The organism is Nitrospina sp. 32_T5, from assembly GCF_052156635.1.
In the GTDB taxonomy this organism is placed as follows: domain Bacteria; phylum Nitrospinota; class Nitrospinia; order Nitrospinales; family Nitrospinaceae; genus Nitrospina.
Genome location: NZ_JBQKUO010000003.1, coordinates 67,657 through 81,845, shown reverse-complemented (window position 1 = coordinate 81,845; position 14,189 = coordinate 67,657). Strand labels below are relative to the sequence as shown.

Genomic DNA, 14,189 nt, shown 5'->3' with positions numbered 1-14,189 from the left:
CGCCACCGGAGATGGCGGTGTTGGATGACCCGGGGGGCGGAAGGCGCCGCATTCGGGCGACCGATTTGACATCCTGTCCCAATATTATTAACTTTGATTATAAAGTCAAAAATTTTTGAGGGGTCTGACCCCAGGCTCCCGAAGGAGAATGAGCATGGCCAGCTCCATCGATCCGAATACCACCAGTCGTTTGTTGACCCTGATTCAACGCAACCAGTCCGGGCTGCGCACCACACTGGCGCAGGTGGCCTCGGGAAACCGCCTCGTCAACCCGGGTATCGACCCGGCGGGACTGGGCCTGTCCGAGCAGCTGAATGCGGAGATCCGCGCGCTCTCCCAGGCCAGCCGCAACATCGAGACCGGGTCCAACTTCATCAACGTGGCCGAAGGCGGACTCGCCACCATCAACGACCTGGCCGCGCGGGGACGGGAGCTGGCGGTACAGGCCAGCAACGGCACGCTGGGGGACACCGAGCGCGGCATTCTCAATACGGAGTTCCAACAGGTGCTGGGGGAAATCGACCGCATCTCGCAGTCCCTCGAATTCAACGGCCAGAATATCCTGAATGGGGATCTCGCCCCGGGTTCTCCCAACCAGGTCAATATTCAGGTCGGTTCCGGGAGTGGAGCGGAAAACCAGATCAACCTGAACGTGGTCGAGGCCACGGACACCACGACGCTGGGCCTCGCGGGGTTGGACATCACCACCGTGAACAACGCGCTCACGGCAATCGACAGCATCGACACCGCATTGGGAACCATCAACCAGACCCGGGCCAACGTGGGGTCGGTTTCGAACCGGCTGGCTGCCACCGCCGCCACGACGCGTGACACCATTGTCAACCTGGCTGCGGCGGAAGAGGAAATTGCGGGCACGGACCTCGCCCGGTCCATTTCTCAATTGACTGAGGAACTCACCCGGGTGGAGACGTCCATCCGTGCCCTTGGCATCCAGAACCGGTCCAACGAGAACCGGGTTGGACGCCTGCTCAACATCAACACCTGACCCGGCCCCACGACGTGGGGGGACGGGGTGATGCCCGGCAAGCGAACGAGGGCCGGAGGGCCCGTTCCGAGGGGTTCCCCTTTTCCTGCAAGTGCGTGTTTTACGGGGAATGTTGATTTGCGAGGCCATTTCCATCCCCTGCCGTATCACCCCGGGCATTGCCCGGAATTTGCGCTTGATTCCTTCCCTCTGAAATGGTACTTAAATCCCTTGATTCCAAAGAAACTCAGTCCATTTCCGGAGACCAGCAATGGAAGTCAACACCATCAAGATTGAAATCCGCAAACACCACGTCACCCCCGGTGTCAACGTGCTCGACCTGGTGATCGACGCCAACGGTGAGAAGATCGTCAAGCAGACCCAGCACAAGGACACCGACCGGGCCTACAAGCAATTCGTGGAAGAGGCCATCCGCATCGCCAAGGAACTGGCCTACGCCCGCATCGAAGGCTGACGCGGTTTTTCCCTCCCGCGGCGAGCCCGCAATCGGGCGCACCGCCGCGCACTTTCATTTTTTCTGCTTCACTCGATTTTCTGTTCGGGGCATGCCGGGAATCCCGGCGTGACGGCAGGCTGTATTGCCCGTTGGGTTTTACGGTGTGAGTCTTTTCGTGGGAAGGGGTTCGTTTGGAACGGGCCCTCCGGCCCTCGTTCGCTTTCCGGGCATTACCCCATTGCTTCCCGGCTCAGCCGGGCTAGTCTTCGCGTTGGATAAATACGTTTTGGAACGGGCCCTTCGGCCGTCGTTCGCTTGCCGGGCATTACCCCGTTGCCTCCCGGCTCAGCCGGGCTAGTCTTCGCGTTGGATAAATACGTTTTGGAACGGGCCCTTCGGCCATCGTTCGCCCAGGACGCATTACCCAGCTTCCTCCGGACGAGGTCCGGTTAGTCTTCGCGCTGGATGTTCATCTTCTTCAGTTTTTCCACCAGCGTGGTGCGGTTGAGGCCAAGCAGGGCGGCGGCCTTGTTCTTCACCCAGTTGGTTTTTTCCAGTGCTTCCAAGATCAGTTCCTTCTCGAACTCCTCAACCATTTTTTTCAGGTTGATGCCCTCGTCCGGGATGCCGACGAAGTAGGACGAGTTCATGGTGTTGCGCAGGAATTCGGCGGGGGTTTCGGTGGGTTCGGCCTGGACCAGCGGTTCCCATTGTTCGCGCGGCACGTCGCCCAGTACCTTCTCCGGCAGGTCGCGCGGCGTCAACGTGCTGGCCGTGCTCAGCACCACCATGCGTTCCATGAAGTTGGCCAGTTCACGGATGTTGCCCGGCCACGGGTAGCGGCAGAGGATTTCCATCGCCGCGTCGCTGATGCCGGTGACGCTTTTACATTTCTCTTCATTGAACCGCTTCAGGTAATGGTTCACCAGCAGGGGGATGTCCTCCTTGCGCTCGCGAAGGGGCGGCAGGGAGATGGGGATGACGTTCAGTCGGTAGAACAGGTCCTCGCGGAACTTGCCCTGCCCGATGGCCTCTTCCAGGTTGCGGTGGGTGGCGGCAATGACGCGCACGTCGATCTTGATCGGCTTGCTGCCGCCGACGCGGTCGATTTCGCTCTCCGCCAAAACGCGCAGAAGCTTCACCTGAAGCAGGGGAGGCATGTCGCCGATTTCATCGAGGAACACCGTGCCGTCCTGCGCCAGTTCCATGCGCCCGACGCGGTGATTGACGGCGCCGGTGAACGCGCCCTTTTCGTGCCCGAACAGTTCCGTTTCCAGAAGCTCGCCCGGGATGGCGCCGCAATTGACCGGCATGAAGGGTTTGTTTTTGCGGTTGCTGTTGTGGTGCAGGGCGCGGGCGATCAGCTCCTTGCCCGTGCCGCTTTCGCCGGTGATGATGACGGTGGAATTGGAGTCGGCGGCGCGCTCGATCAGGTCGTAAACCGTGGAAATGGCGTCGCTGTTGCCGATCAGGTGGTAGGAATCGTTTTTTAGTTCAAGCCCCATAAATCCAATATTTTATACAAAATTTTCGCTTTGTCAAAAATTTGTCGAAAAATGTTGGTTTTTTAACGAAAATTTTGTAACCGGTTGATTTTTAAATAAAAATTTGTTGGTCACTTGCCGATGCAGAAATCGTCGAAAATCTGGTCGAGGAGGTCCTCGACAAAGGTTTTGCCGAGCAGGCCGCCCAGATGTTCGAGTGCGGTGTTGAGGTCGACGGCGACGAGGTCTTCCGACAGGTCGCCGTCCAGCGAGTGGACCACGTTGGCGAGTGCGTCGGTCGCGTTGGCCAGCGCCGCGCGGTGACGCTCGCGGGTGATGATGGCGCCTTCGCCGGAAGGCACGCCCTCCAGCATCCGGGCGTGCAGGCGGTCGACCAATGTGTCCAATCCCGAACCGGTGGTGGCGGAGATTGTGAGCGGGGTCTCACCGGGGAATGTTTGTGCGAGTTCCTGGGTGTCGAGTTGCTGAGTCCGGTCGCTTTTGTTGAGCAGAAGGAAGCACGGCCGGCCTTTCACCTCGTCCAAAAGCAGGGTGTCGTTGCCGTCGAGTGGCGACGAGGCATCGAGCACCACCAGCGCCAGGTCGGCCTTCTCCAAAGCGCGACGCGTTCGGCGGATGCCTTCTTCTTCGATCTCTTCCGGCTGGTGCCGGATCCCCGCCGTGTCGACGATATTGAGATGCAGGTCCCTGATGCGCACGCGTTCTTCCAGCACGTCGCGCGTGGTCCCGGGGTGGGGCGTGACAATTGCCCGGTCCTCTTTCAGCAGGGCGTTCAGCAAACTCGATTTGCCGACGTTGGGCTTTCCCACCAGCGCGACGTTCCAACCTTCGCGGTAAATGCGTCCTGCGCGGAAGGTGGCGATCAGCGTTTCGATTTCTTTCTGCACGGAGCGCACCTGTCCGGCCATGGCCTGCTTGCGTTCGAACTCCAGCCCCTCCTCAGGAAAATCGATCGCCGCCTCCAGTTGCGACAACACCGCCAGCAACCGGTCATACAACCCGTTCAACGTCACAGAGAGTTGGCCTTGCAGCTGCGAGACGGCGGATGCGAGGGCCTTGTCCGACGCGGCGTGGATGAGGTCGGCCACCGCTTCGGCCTGGGTGAGGTCGAGGCGTCCGTTCATAAACGCGCGGCGGGTGAACTCGCCGGGCTGGGCGAGCCGGGCTCCGGCATCGAGCACGTATTGCAGGATCCGCGCGGCGACGAACGCGCCGCCGTGGCCGTGGATCTCCACCACGTCTTCGCAGGTGTAACTGCGTGGCGCCTCAAACCGGATCAGCAGCACTTCATCAATCACACGTGTTGTTTCGGGATCGACGATGTGGCCGAACGTGGCCTTGAGCGGAGGGATGGAGTCGGTCGCCTGAGGTGGTGCGGCCCGGAACAGTTTGGTCGCGATGGGCCAGGCGTTTTTGCCGCTGATGCGGACGATGTGGATGCCTCCTTCTCCCAGCGGTGTGGCGATGGCGGCGATGGTGTCGTCCATTACGGCCCTCCAAAAACGGTCAGTCTTTGGCGACGTGGTAGATGTAGTACTGCTGGGTGATGGTGAGGAGGTTGTTCACGGTCCAGTAAACCACGAGCCCCGCCGGGAAGGTGATGAACAGGAACGTGAAGAGAATGGGCATCATCAGGAAGATTTTCTGCTGAACGGGATCGGCCACCGTCGGCGTCAGTTTCTGCTGCAGGTACATGGTCGCGCCCATGAGCACCGGCGTGACGAAATACGGGTCGCTCTGGGACAGGTCGTGGATCCACAGGATGAACGGCGCGCCGCGCAACTCGATCGAGAAAAACAGCGCGTGGTAGAGCGCGATGAACACCGGAATCTGCAACAGCATCGGCAGGCAGCCGCCCAGCGGGTTGACCTTGTGCTTGCGGTAGAGCCCGATCATCTCCTCGTTCATCTTCTGCCGGTCGTCCTTGTACCGTTCCTGCAGGACCTTGACGTAGGGCTGGATCTTCTGCATGCCTTTCATCGACTTGAAGCTCTTGTGCGTGAGCGGAAAGAAGATCAGTTTGATGACAAAGGTGAGCAGGATGATCGCCCAGCCGTAGTTGCCGATCAGGTCATAAAAATAGTTGAGGCATTTCAGGATGGGTTTGACAAGGAACGCGAACTTGTTGCCGAACCAGCCGTAGTCGATCAGCCGAACCAGCTTGTGGCCCAGGCTCTCCAGCAGTTCCAGTTCCTTGGTGCCGACGTACACCTGGTAGGTGGCGGAGGAGGCGGCCTGCACCGTCTCGAAATTCAACCCGACGTACTGAGTGCTGTCGTCGATTTTTTGCACGAACGCCGACTTCACGCCCTTTTCGGGAATGAGCGCGGCAGCGAAATATTTGTTCTGGAACGAGGTCCACACCAGGTCGCCCTTGTGGGTGACGGTGTGCGTCATGTCTTCGGCGGGGTTTTCGACACGGTTGTTGTTGACGAAGGTGGTGGGACCGGAAAAGGAGATGTAGTTGGGACCCGCAGTATCCGCACCGCCGATGCCGGGCCCCCAGATCACGGCGTACTTCAAATTGCTGTCGGCGAAGGGCGGCGCACGCAGTTGTGTGCGCACCTGGAATAGAGGCTTGCCGTATTCGAAAGTGAGGTGCCGCACCACTTCCAGTCCCGACTCGTGTTTGAGGTGGAGCGTGATCTCGCCCTGCGGCTGGTCCTTGGTCAGCACCAGCGATTTTTTGGACGGCTCGAAATGACCGTTCATCAAGATCGGGTCCAGCTTCGGCTCGCCGGTGATGACGGTGAGCGGGTAGAGCGATCCTTCCGGGTGGCGCACCAGGTTGAGCGGTTCGCCGTCCGGGTTCTTGTTCTTATGCAGGAGCGCGTGCGTCAACACCCCGCCTCTGGTCGAGAAGCGGTAGGTGACCGACTGGGTTTCCACCTCGATGGTTTCACCCGGCTGGGAAGTGAGTTGAGTGGCCGTGCCGGAATCGGGAAAGGCTTCCGTATCCTGGCCGAACGGCATTTCCATCGCACCGCTTTCCTGTGTGTTCGCAGGGGGGATGACGGTGTCGGGCGTTTCGGTCCCGGTCTGAGGCGGCTGGACTTTCTGTTGTTGTGTCTTCTGCGATTTCTTCGCCTGTTGTTCCGGCGGCGGCTGGAATTGCGCCATGATCCATCCCCAGACGATGAACACGCCGAGCGACAGAACAAAAGCGAGAAGCAATCGGTTTTCCAAGACTCAGCCTCCGCTTAACGAACCGGGTCATGCCCGCCCTGGTGGAACGGGTGACATTTTGAGAGACGGGTGACGATGCGCCACGCGGCTGTAAACAGCGGCAGGCGATCGAGTGCCTGGCATGCGTATTCCGAGCAGGTGGGATGAAACCGACAGGCCGGCGGAAGAAACGGCGCGATGCCGATCTGGTATCCGCGGATGCACTGTTTGAAAAGGTATCGAATCATGATGGTTATTTGGGGCCGGGAAGGAGACAGCCGGATCGCCGTTTGGTTATTTCATCCTGCGCAAGGGTTTGGACAGTTTGCTTTCCAGTTTCGTGCAGGGCAGGGGGACCAGGTTTCTGCCGGAGACCACCACGATGTCCATGCCCGCCGGGCCCACCTGTTTGTGATGGCGGAAAACTTCCCGGATCTTACGCTTTGCCCGGTTGCGTGCCACAGCATTGCCGATTTTTTTCGATGCAATGATCCCCAGCCGATGGTGGCCTAAACCGTTTGGCAAATAAAAAAGAGTGCAGAGATCCTCCACTCTTTGCTTGCGGCCTTCGGCCATGATCTTCTTGAACTGGGGTCGGTGCAACAGTCTTTCGTGCTTGCGAAAGGATTGGTCCGGCATGCCTTACACGGTCAGGCGCTTGCGTCCTTTACGGCGGCGGTTGGCCAGCACCCGTCGTCCGCCCACCGTGGCCATCCGGGCCCGGAAGCCGTGGGTGCGCTTTCTTCTGAGATTTTTCGGTTGATAGGTTCGTTTCATGACAGCAGTTCGGCAGGACAGTGTTGCCTGCGTAATCCCTTATTTTTTAATTGATTATGATGTTCTGCGAGGCACTCGGGAGTTGGCAACGATTATTCCATTGGCTTGACAAGTTTGTCAAGCGAAATTCAAATGAAACCAAGGTTTTTACCGCCACCTCTCCGGGAAAACCCTGACCTGATGCGGGCCTGGTTTATATATGTTTGAAAACAAGATGGTTGTGCCAACTATTTTGTTTACAAATAGTGGATTTCTGCTATCCTGTTTTCACCCCAAAAAACAAAGAACCCAAATTATATCAAAGGGTTTCCAAATAACCGCTTGCACCGGTTCAATTTTCTGGAAAGGGATTGCCCATGTGTTACCAACCCCGATTTCTGTGGAGTGCTCTGCTGGCCGCAGGGTTGATGCTGAACGGATCGCCCGCATGGGCGGCAGGTTCCGATTCGGAATCTTCCAGCTCTGCCGGTGGCGTGCAGGTTGCCAAGATGAACCCCACGTATCCTGTGGTGCTGTCCAGGGGACTGGTCGGGCAGACGGGATCCCAGCAGCAGGCAAAGAAAAAGAAGAAACGCGTCATCCGGATCACTCCAGGCAAGAAAACCGACACCTGGGTTACCTACCCCACCTTTTTCCGCATGGGGCATGTCGCGCAGGAAGTCGAGCCGGTGGGCGAGGTGATTCAGGGCATGCGGCATCACATTGCTTTCAGCCCGATTCAATTCATCTTTGCCGAGTTTGAAGAGGTGGAAGACGGGGGCGTGAACGTAAAGATCGGCGACCGCTTTCGCGTGGTGGTGAACAATGAAACCGTGCGTCACCCCAAAACCACTTTCGGCATCACCGACACCAGTGAAGTCAATTCACTGGATTTCGGTTACAACGGCGAGTTCGCTTACTCCGTGGATTTCCGCACCGACGCCGTGGGCAAGAAATTCATGATCAACGGTGTGGTGGAGGTGGTGGACCTCAATTCCCAGGGACGGATTGCCAAACTGAAAATCATTGAAGGATTCCAGGCCATTCAGGTTGGGAACTGGCTGGTTCCCATGCCCCGCGAAAAACCGGAAATGGTCAAGCTCAATCACCAGCCTCAGGGCAAGGACATTCAGGGTTTCCTGGTGGCCAACGACCGCACCAGCAGCGTGTTCAGTTCTTATGGAGATGAGGTGTATATCGACAAGGGAGCGGTGGACAACGTGGCCGTCGGCGACCACTTTGAGGTGTACATCGTGCCGGAACGCGAAGGCTGGTTTGTAGATGACCTGACCCCGCATGTGATCGGGGAACTGGTGGTGCTGTCCACTCAGGAGCACACCGCCACCGCGATGGTGGTGAACCAGACCGAGCCGCTTCTGCCGGGACACAAGATCCGCTCGAAACGCTGAGCCAGGGTCAGGGCGCGGCGATTTTCAGAAACCGTTTCTTGCCGACCTTGATCAGGGTTTCGCGGTTTCCCGCCAGCTGCATTTTTTCATCGGAGACGCGCTCGCCGTCCACGGTGACGGCCCCCTGCTTGATGAGACGCCTGGCTTCGGACGTGCTTTTGCACAGTTCGAAACCGGCCAGGACGCTGGCGATTTCACGCTCTTCGTCGCCCCAGCCCGGCACGGTGGGAATGTCCGTCGGCAGGTTTTTGTTGCTGAACACGTTCCTGAATTCTTCCACCGCCCGGTCGGCGTCTTCCTTCGAGTGGTATTTTGCCACCAGCTCCTGCGCCAGTTCGATCTTGATGTCGCGCGGGTTTTCCGTCTCGCCTCTTTTTTTCAACGCCTCCAGCTCATCCACACCCAGGTCGCTCAACAGTTCGTAATAACGCCACATGAGGTCGTCGGAGATGGACATGACCTTGCCGAAGATGTCGCCCGGTGGTTCCAGGATGCCGATGGCGTTGTTGAGGCTTTTGCTCATCTTCTGCACGCCGTCGGTGCCTTCGAGGAGCGGCATGGTCAGCACCACCTGCGGTTCCTGTCCGTAAGCGCGTTGCAGGTCGCGCCCTACCAGCAGGTTGAACTTCTGGTCAGTGCCGCCCAGTTCCACATCCGCCTTCATGGCGACCGAGTCATAACCCTGCACCAGCGGGTACATCAACTCGTGCAGCGAGATCGGCAGGTTTTGATTGAGCCTTTTGGTGAAGTCGTCGCGTTCCAGCATGCGCGCCACGGTGTACCTGGCGGCGAGGTTGATCATGTCGGTGGCGGTGAACGGCCCCATCCATTCGCTGTTGAACATGACGGTGGTGCGTTCGCGGTCAAGGATCTTGTACACCTGCTCGAGGTAGGTCTTGGCGTTTTCCGCAACCTCTTCGGCGGTGAGGCTTTTGCGCGTTTCGGATTTGCCCGTCGGGTCGCCGATCATGCCGGTGAAGTCGCCGATCAGGAACACCGCTTCGTGGCCGAGTTCCTGGAAGTGTTTCATCTTCTGAAGGAGCACCGTGTGGCCGAGGTGGAGATCGGGGGCGGTGGGATCGAACCCGGCCTTGACGCGCAAAGGCTTGCCTGATTTAATGGACCGTTCCAGAATGCGGGTGAGTTCCTTTTCGTCGATGATCTCGACCGCGCCCCGCTTGATGACTTTCAACTGTTCTTCGACTGGCAACATGATGGTCTATTGTTTAACGGATGGGAAGGGATCGGCCCGCGACGGAACCGGAATGTTGCAAGCTAGCACACCCCCGGTTTCACTGCAACGCCTTTGGAAATCCCCTCATGACACCGGGTGCCCTCAAGAAACCCCGTTTCCGATGCAACCCGCATGACCGCAAAACCAATCTCGGAATCCCACGTGAAAAAATACCGGCAGGCAGGCTGGGCGTTTTTGCTGCTCAACCTGTATTACGTCGCCATGGTGTACGTGTTTCTTCCGCCGTTCAACCTGAGTGTTGCCGAGGGCGCGGGATACACGGCGTTGGCGCTGGCTTTGTTCGGCACGCTGTCGTATTTTATATACAGGGGTGGACGGATACTCGCTGGCATCCTGATTTTCATTTACACCGTGCGCGTTTCCGGGTCCATCTACACGCTGGCCACCGGTGACGCGTTCGAGGCGGTTCCCTACGTCCTTCCGTCCACCGTCGCCGCCTTATACATGCTGTGCCGGGCGTTCTTCAACTGGCGTTGACGCCCGAACGGGAGCGCCCATGGAACCTCTGCAACTGGACGGCAACAACCTGACCCTGGAACAGGCCGTTCGCGCCGTTCGAAACGGCACGCCTTTATCCCTCACCAAAGAAGCCCGCGACCGGGTCATCCATTCCCGAGAACAGATCGATGCCGCCGTGCGCGAGCGCAAGGTGGTCTATGGCGTCACCACCGGTTTCGGCGCATTGAGCAACGTGGTGATCCCACCGGAAGACGCGCGCGCCCTGCAGAATAATGTGCTGCGAAGCCACGCCGCCGGGGTGGGGCCGCCGTTCGACGATGAAGTCGTGCGCATGACGCTGCTGCTCATGACCAACAGCAAGGCCAAGGGCTATTCCGGTCTGCGCCTGTCCACGCTGGAAACCCTGATGGATTTGTTCAACAAGGGGGTCGTGCCGGTGGTGCCCCGGCAGGGATCGGTGGGCGCGAGCGGAGACCTGGCTCCCATGGCACACCTGTCGCTGGTGCTGACCGGACGCGGCCGCGCGCGGTATCAGGGGGAAGAGATGGCCGGCGCCGAAGCTCTGAAACGGGCGGACATCGAACCCGTCACGCTGGCGGAAGGGGAAGGGCTCGCGCTCATCAACGGCACGCAGGTGATGACGGCGCTGGGCGCGCTCACCCTGTGCCGGGGTTTGAAGCTGGCGAAGATCCTGGACATCGCCGCCGCCATGAGCCTGGAAGTGTTACTCGGCACCAACACGCAGTTTCACAAACGCATCCATCACATCCGGCCGCACCCGGGGCAGATCGACACCGCTTCCAACATGCGCAAGATCACCGACGGCAGTGAGATCATCTCCTCGCACAAGGACTGCGACCGCGTGCAGGACGCGTACTCGCTCCGGTGCGTGCCGCAGGTGCACGGGGCCACGCGCGACACGCTGGCGCACGTGCGCCGGGTGCTGGAGACGGAGATGAATTCGGCGACGGAAAACCCGCTGGTGTTTGAAAACGGCCAGGTGCTCTCCGGCGGCAACTTCCACGGCCAGCCGGTGGCGCTGGCGATGGACTTCATGACCATCGCACTGGCGGAGCTGGCGAACATTTCCGAGCGGCGCATCGAACGCATGGTCAACCCGAACCTCAGCGGCCTGCCATCGTTTCTGATCGAAGGCGGCGGGCTCCACTCCGGTTTCATGATTGCGCAGTACACCGCGGCGGCGCTGGTGTCGGAAAACAAGGCGTGGGCGCATCCCGCGTCGGTGGACTCCATCCCCACCTCGGCAAACAAGGAGGACCATGTCAGCATGGGCACCATCGGTGCGCGCAAGGCGCGGCACGTGGTGGAGAACCTGAAAAACGTGGCCGCCATCGAACTGTTGTGCGGCGCGCAGGCGATGGATCTGTTCACCAACCTCAAGCCGGGGCAGGGCACGCTGGCGGCCTACCAGGTACTGCGCCAACACGTGTCGCACATGGACGCCGACCGCGAATTGAATCCTGACATTGAAACCGTTGCGCGCCTGATCGACAATGATGACATTCTGGACGCGGTGGAAAAAGTGACCGGTCCTTTGCTCTGATGGCTCCCGTGATTTGTTGAGGACTTGACCGAATGGAAACACCCGTGTTTGAAACCGGTCCGGACCGGCTCCCTTTGGTGACCGACACCGGCCGCGTTTACTTCGGCCTGCAGCGTTCGTCCGCGCCGGACCTCAACCGCCGCGTGGTGGAGTTGTTCGAATACCTCAACCAGCACATCGGTTTCCGCGACAACGAATCGGGCCGTCACCAACAGCAGTGTTTCAACCTGATCCTGCGATACGCCTACCCGGAAATCATGATCGATCTCGCCGACCTGGTGTATGTTCAGCACGAGCGTCCGATGGTGTTTTTGAACCTGGACCACATCGACGGCAACCGGCGCGCCGACCGCAATGCGCCTCTTCGAAACCTTTCGGACGAGGACATGAACCACGAGATGGAATTTCTGTTCCGCTCGCTGGCGCATGCCATTCGTCACAACCGGAATCTGGCGGAAGACCCGGTGGTGGTGTGCCTGCTGGCGGAAAGCTACAGCACGTACCTTGTGATTACGGAAAATTTTCCCTGGGACCAGGGGCTCGCCGACCTCATCCCGCCGATCAACGAACCCGTGCTGGACGTGGCGACGGGGCTGACGGGGTTCAGCATCCTGCACGACTGGCCGGAGGACCGCCCGCCGCTGTATCTCAGCGATTCCATGCCGTTCATCATTGAGGCGCTCACGCATTACCGCGACTGCATCGGAAAAAGCAATGTTGAGATCGTGGACGCGCGGTTTCCGCAGGGCGTGGATGGAACCCCTGCGTTTGGCTGGATGCAGGTGAGCAAGTTCCTGCACCATCTCCAGAGGGAGGACCGCCGGGCATTCCTCAAGTGGGCGCTGCGCCAGCTGAAACCGGGCGGCCGCATGATGATCGTGGACACCGATCTCGAATACCGCATCCTGAAAGAAGCGGAGAAGCCGGAGTACCGGGACAAGCTGATGCCGGGTTACCTGGAGACGCTGGTGGACATCGAGGACAAGTTCTGCCACAACCTGGTCGAAGACGTTCGCGAGGCGGGATTTGTGGTGGAGGATTTCGAATACCACGAGTTCTTCGATGAAACCGATGCGTACAGCTATTATCCCGGCGACAATCTGTCGCTTCAGTTTCTGGGTTTCGAGATCGTCGCTGAAAAGGTTGGCTGACGGAGGGTGCCGAAATTCGGCATCATTTTGTGTTGAGGTGTTTGCTGAGAGACTTCCACTCCGCCTGCACGCTTTTGAAGGCCTTGGTTTCCATGGTGCGGTATTGGTCGATGACGCCCTGGCCGAGTTCAGTGAGTTTCGCTCCACCCCCACCCGCCCCGCCTTTACTGCGTGCCACAAGCGGGCTTTTGAAGCACTGATTCATGGTGTCGACCATTCCCCAGGCACGGCGGTAGCTCAGGCCGATTTCCCGGGCCGCTGCGGAAATCGACCCGGTGCGCCCGATGGCCTCCAGCAAATCCACTTTGCCCGGACCGAGGGCGATATCGCCGTGGAGGGTGATGCGGAAGCGCGGTTTCAACTGTGCGGTTTTGGATGGGGCTTTCGGCATGGGGTCTCACTGTAAGTCGGGGGCGGGGAGGCGTTCGATCCCCACCACGTTGGGTATGGGCCAGGCGATCCGGTTGGCATCGTTCTCGTTGGAGCCCGTGGAATAACTGCCCAAAAATTCCATTTGTTTTCCACCGGAGGCAATGAACAACTGCGCTTCCGGTCCGCCTTCCACATACATGGCGCGCTTCAGTTGAATCGGCAACTCCAGTAAAATGTTGATGAGGTCGTGGGTGCTGTAGGGCGAACGAACGTGAATGAAAAGGATGTGGCCGTCTTCATCCATGCCGATCGCCGCCGTGCTCCAGATACGCTCCTGCTGCTTCCATACGTTTTCCCCATCGCAGGAAATCATGCGGATGCTCTGGATCAGGGTCCGGTACCGGGTGCGGAGAGATTCCACATCCTGGCAGTCCCGGTCCAGAATCTGAACCGGGGGCAGGGACTCTCCTGTGGGGTGGAAAGCGAGCAGGGCCCGGTCTTTCGAGTACCAGGTGTTATTGGTGTGCCCGATGGTTTTCATGAGGGACACGCTGGTCAGGTTGTCGATCTGGTACATGCTGGCATTGATGGCGGCGACAAGCCGATGTTCCACCACCCATTCGCGGGCCGAGCGGCGTTTGTTCCGGTCCGCGGACGCGTTGAGCAGGCGAAAACGAAAATGGGACGGATTGATGCGTAACACGCGAACCAGCGAATCCCCGACGGCGGATTTCCGGGAAGAGAGAAAGGTGCCCAGTTGCAGGCCCGGCTCCAACTCCACCCAGGGGACCTCACCGGGATTTTCCCCGGAGGGGACGGCCGTTGCGGTTCCCAAAGTAAGGGAGACCAGAAGGGCGCCGATGATCTGGGTGTGAAAGCCGAACTTCATGAATCCGCCAACTCTGGGTTGCAACCTCATTCCAACCGGGAAACCGGTGTGGGGTGGCCAACAGCTTGTTGAATTATAACAAATTTCCCATTCGATCCTCATCCCGGACCGAATTCTTTCAACTGGCCCCTTTTGAGTGTTTTAAGCCGGGGGGGTTATCTTTGATATAGCGGTAATCTAGATAATTCAAGGATTTATTTGTCGCTGTGAGTTGATTTTGAA

The 14,189-nt window shown here is 59.0% G+C and carries 15 protein-coding genes; 6 read left to right on the top strand and 9 right to left on the bottom strand.

Going from position 1 to position 14,189, the window contains the following annotated elements:
* Window positions 1–154 precede the first annotated feature (154 nt).
* Both ACTRW9_RS08760 and ACTRW9_RS08755 read left to right on the top strand, forming a co-directional pair.
* Entirely contained in the window at window positions 155–1,006 is an 852-nt protein-coding gene (locus ACTRW9_RS08760; protein WP_442429051.1) for a flagellin N-terminal helical domain-containing protein, read from the top strand.
* Window positions 1,007–1,256: 250 nt separating this feature from the next.
* Window positions 1,257–1,460 (top strand): hypothetical protein, encoded by a 204-nt coding sequence (locus tag ACTRW9_RS08755; protein WP_005008063.1) that lies wholly within the window; start codon window positions 1,257–1,259, stop codon window positions 1,458–1,460.
* A 431-nt stretch (window positions 1,461–1,891) separates the two neighbouring features.
* Here ACTRW9_RS08755 and ACTRW9_RS08750 read toward each other — a convergent pair whose 3' ends face one another.
* The 6 genes from ACTRW9_RS08750 to rpmH form a co-directional block, all read right to left on the bottom strand.
* Window positions 1,892–2,947, bottom strand: a complete 1,056-nt coding sequence (locus tag ACTRW9_RS08750) for a sigma-54 interaction domain-containing protein (protein ID WP_442429050.1) — start codon at window positions 2,945–2,947, stop codon at window positions 1,892–1,894.
* Between the two features lie 110 nt (window positions 2,948–3,057).
* A complete protein-coding gene (mnmE, locus tag ACTRW9_RS08745; protein WP_442429049.1) occupies window positions 3,058–4,434 on the bottom strand; it encodes a tRNA uridine-5-carboxymethylaminomethyl(34) synthesis GTPase MnmE in 1,377 nt (458 codons plus the stop codon).
* Window positions 4,435–4,453: 19 nt separating this feature from the next.
* Entirely contained in the window at window positions 4,454–6,133 is a 1,680-nt protein-coding gene (gene yidC, locus ACTRW9_RS08740; RefSeq protein ID WP_442429048.1) for a membrane protein insertase YidC, read from the bottom strand.
* Between the two features lie 14 nt (window positions 6,134–6,147).
* Entirely contained in the window at window positions 6,148–6,360 is a 213-nt protein-coding gene (gene yidD, locus ACTRW9_RS08735; protein ID WP_442427422.1) for a membrane protein insertion efficiency factor YidD, read from the bottom strand.
* Window positions 6,361–6,406: 46 nt separating this feature from the next.
* Complete coding sequence (gene rnpA, locus ACTRW9_RS08730; RefSeq protein ID WP_442427421.1) at window positions 6,407–6,751, bottom strand: ribonuclease P protein component; 345 nt, start codon at window positions 6,749–6,751, stop codon at window positions 6,407–6,409.
* A 3-nt stretch (window positions 6,752–6,754) separates the two neighbouring features.
* Window positions 6,755–6,889 (bottom strand): 50S ribosomal protein L34, encoded by a 135-nt coding sequence (gene rpmH / locus ACTRW9_RS08725; protein ID WP_042250177.1) that lies wholly within the window; start codon window positions 6,887–6,889, stop codon window positions 6,755–6,757.
* 356 nt (window positions 6,890–7,245) lie between these two features.
* Here rpmH and ACTRW9_RS08720 point away from each other — a divergent pair, with 356 nt between their 5' ends.
* Window positions 7,246–8,277 carry a hypothetical protein gene (locus ACTRW9_RS08720; RefSeq protein ID WP_442429047.1) on the top strand — a complete coding sequence of 344 codons (1,032 nt, stop codon included), beginning with the start codon at window positions 7,246–7,248 and terminating at the stop codon, window positions 8,275–8,277.
* A 7-nt stretch (window positions 8,278–8,284) separates the two neighbouring features.
* Here the strand turns inward: ACTRW9_RS08720 and tyrS are convergent, their stop codons facing one another.
* The gene (gene tyrS, locus ACTRW9_RS08715; protein WP_442429046.1) at window positions 8,285–9,490 is read right to left on the bottom strand and encodes a tyrosine--tRNA ligase; all 1,206 of its coding nucleotides are present in this window, start codon (window positions 9,488–9,490) and stop codon (window positions 8,285–8,287) included.
* Window positions 9,491–9,643: 153 nt separating this feature from the next.
* On the opposite strand from tyrS, the gene ACTRW9_RS08710 reads away from it, so the two are divergent.
* Genes ACTRW9_RS08710 through ACTRW9_RS08700 form a run of 3 tightly spaced genes read left to right on the top strand, consistent with a single transcriptional unit; the run spans window position 9,644 to window position 12,706 of the window.
* A complete protein-coding gene (locus ACTRW9_RS08710) occupies window positions 9,644–10,009 on the top strand; it encodes a hypothetical protein (protein ID WP_442429045.1) in 366 nt (121 codons plus the stop codon).
* A gap of 19 nt (window positions 10,010–10,028) precedes the next feature.
* Window positions 10,029–11,555, top strand: a complete 1,527-nt coding sequence (hutH, locus tag ACTRW9_RS08705) for a histidine ammonia-lyase (protein WP_442429044.1) — start codon at window positions 10,029–10,031, stop codon at window positions 11,553–11,555.
* Between the two features lie 32 nt (window positions 11,556–11,587).
* Window positions 11,588–12,706 (top strand): hypothetical protein, encoded by a 1,119-nt coding sequence (locus ACTRW9_RS08700; protein ID WP_442429043.1) that lies wholly within the window; start codon window positions 11,588–11,590, stop codon window positions 12,704–12,706.
* Window positions 12,707–12,728: 22 nt separating this feature from the next.
* Here the strand turns inward: ACTRW9_RS08700 and ACTRW9_RS08695 are convergent, their stop codons facing one another.
* The gene (locus tag ACTRW9_RS08695) at window positions 12,729–13,097 is read right to left on the bottom strand and encodes a winged helix-turn-helix domain-containing protein (RefSeq protein ID WP_442429042.1); all 369 of its coding nucleotides are present in this window, start codon (window positions 13,095–13,097) and stop codon (window positions 12,729–12,731) included.
* 6 nt (window positions 13,098–13,103) lie between these two features.
* Window positions 13,104–13,967 carry a phosphodiester glycosidase family protein gene (locus ACTRW9_RS08690; RefSeq protein ID WP_442429041.1) on the bottom strand — a complete coding sequence of 288 codons (864 nt, stop codon included), beginning with the start codon at window positions 13,965–13,967 and terminating at the stop codon, window positions 13,104–13,106.
* Window positions 13,968–14,189 lie beyond the last annotated feature (222 nt).

Coding starts and splice junctions, on each gene's coding strand:
- ACTRW9_RS08760 (WP_442429051.1), top strand. CDS start 155: ATGGCCAGCTCCATCGATCCGAATACCACCAGTCGTTTGTTGACCCTG.
- ACTRW9_RS08755 (WP_005008063.1), top strand. CDS start 1,257: ATGGAAGTCAACACCATCAAGATTGAAATCCGCAAACACCACGTCACC.
- ACTRW9_RS08750 (WP_442429050.1), bottom strand. CDS start 2,947: ATGGGGCTTGAACTAAAAAACGATTCCTACCACCTGATCGGCAACAGC.
- mnmE (WP_442429049.1), bottom strand. CDS start 4,434: ATGGACGACACCATCGCCGCCATCGCCACACCGCTGGGAGAAGGAGGC.
- yidD (WP_442427422.1), bottom strand. CDS start 6,360: ATGATTCGATACCTTTTCAAACAGTGCATCCGCGGATACCAGATCGGC.
- rnpA (WP_442427421.1), bottom strand. CDS start 6,751: ATGCCGGACCAATCCTTTCGCAAGCACGAAAGACTGTTGCACCGACCC.
- rpmH (WP_042250177.1), bottom strand. CDS start 6,889: ATGAAACGAACCTATCAACCGAAAAATCTCAGAAGAAAGCGCACCCAC.
- ACTRW9_RS08720 (WP_442429047.1), top strand. CDS start 7,246: ATGTGTTACCAACCCCGATTTCTGTGGAGTGCTCTGCTGGCCGCAGGG.
- tyrS (WP_442429046.1), bottom strand. CDS start 9,490: ATGTTGCCAGTCGAAGAACAGTTGAAAGTCATCAAGCGGGGCGCGGTC.
- ACTRW9_RS08710 (WP_442429045.1), top strand. CDS start 9,644: ATGACCGCAAAACCAATCTCGGAATCCCACGTGAAAAAATACCGGCAG.
- hutH (WP_442429044.1), top strand. CDS start 10,029: ATGGAACCTCTGCAACTGGACGGCAACAACCTGACCCTGGAACAGGCC.
- ACTRW9_RS08700 (WP_442429043.1), top strand. CDS start 11,588: ATGGAAACACCCGTGTTTGAAACCGGTCCGGACCGGCTCCCTTTGGTG.
- ACTRW9_RS08695 (WP_442429042.1), bottom strand. CDS start 13,097: ATGCCGAAAGCCCCATCCAAAACCGCACAGTTGAAACCGCGCTTCCGC.
- ACTRW9_RS08690 (WP_442429041.1), bottom strand. CDS start 13,967: ATGAAGTTCGGCTTTCACACCCAGATCATCGGCGCCCTTCTGGTCTCC.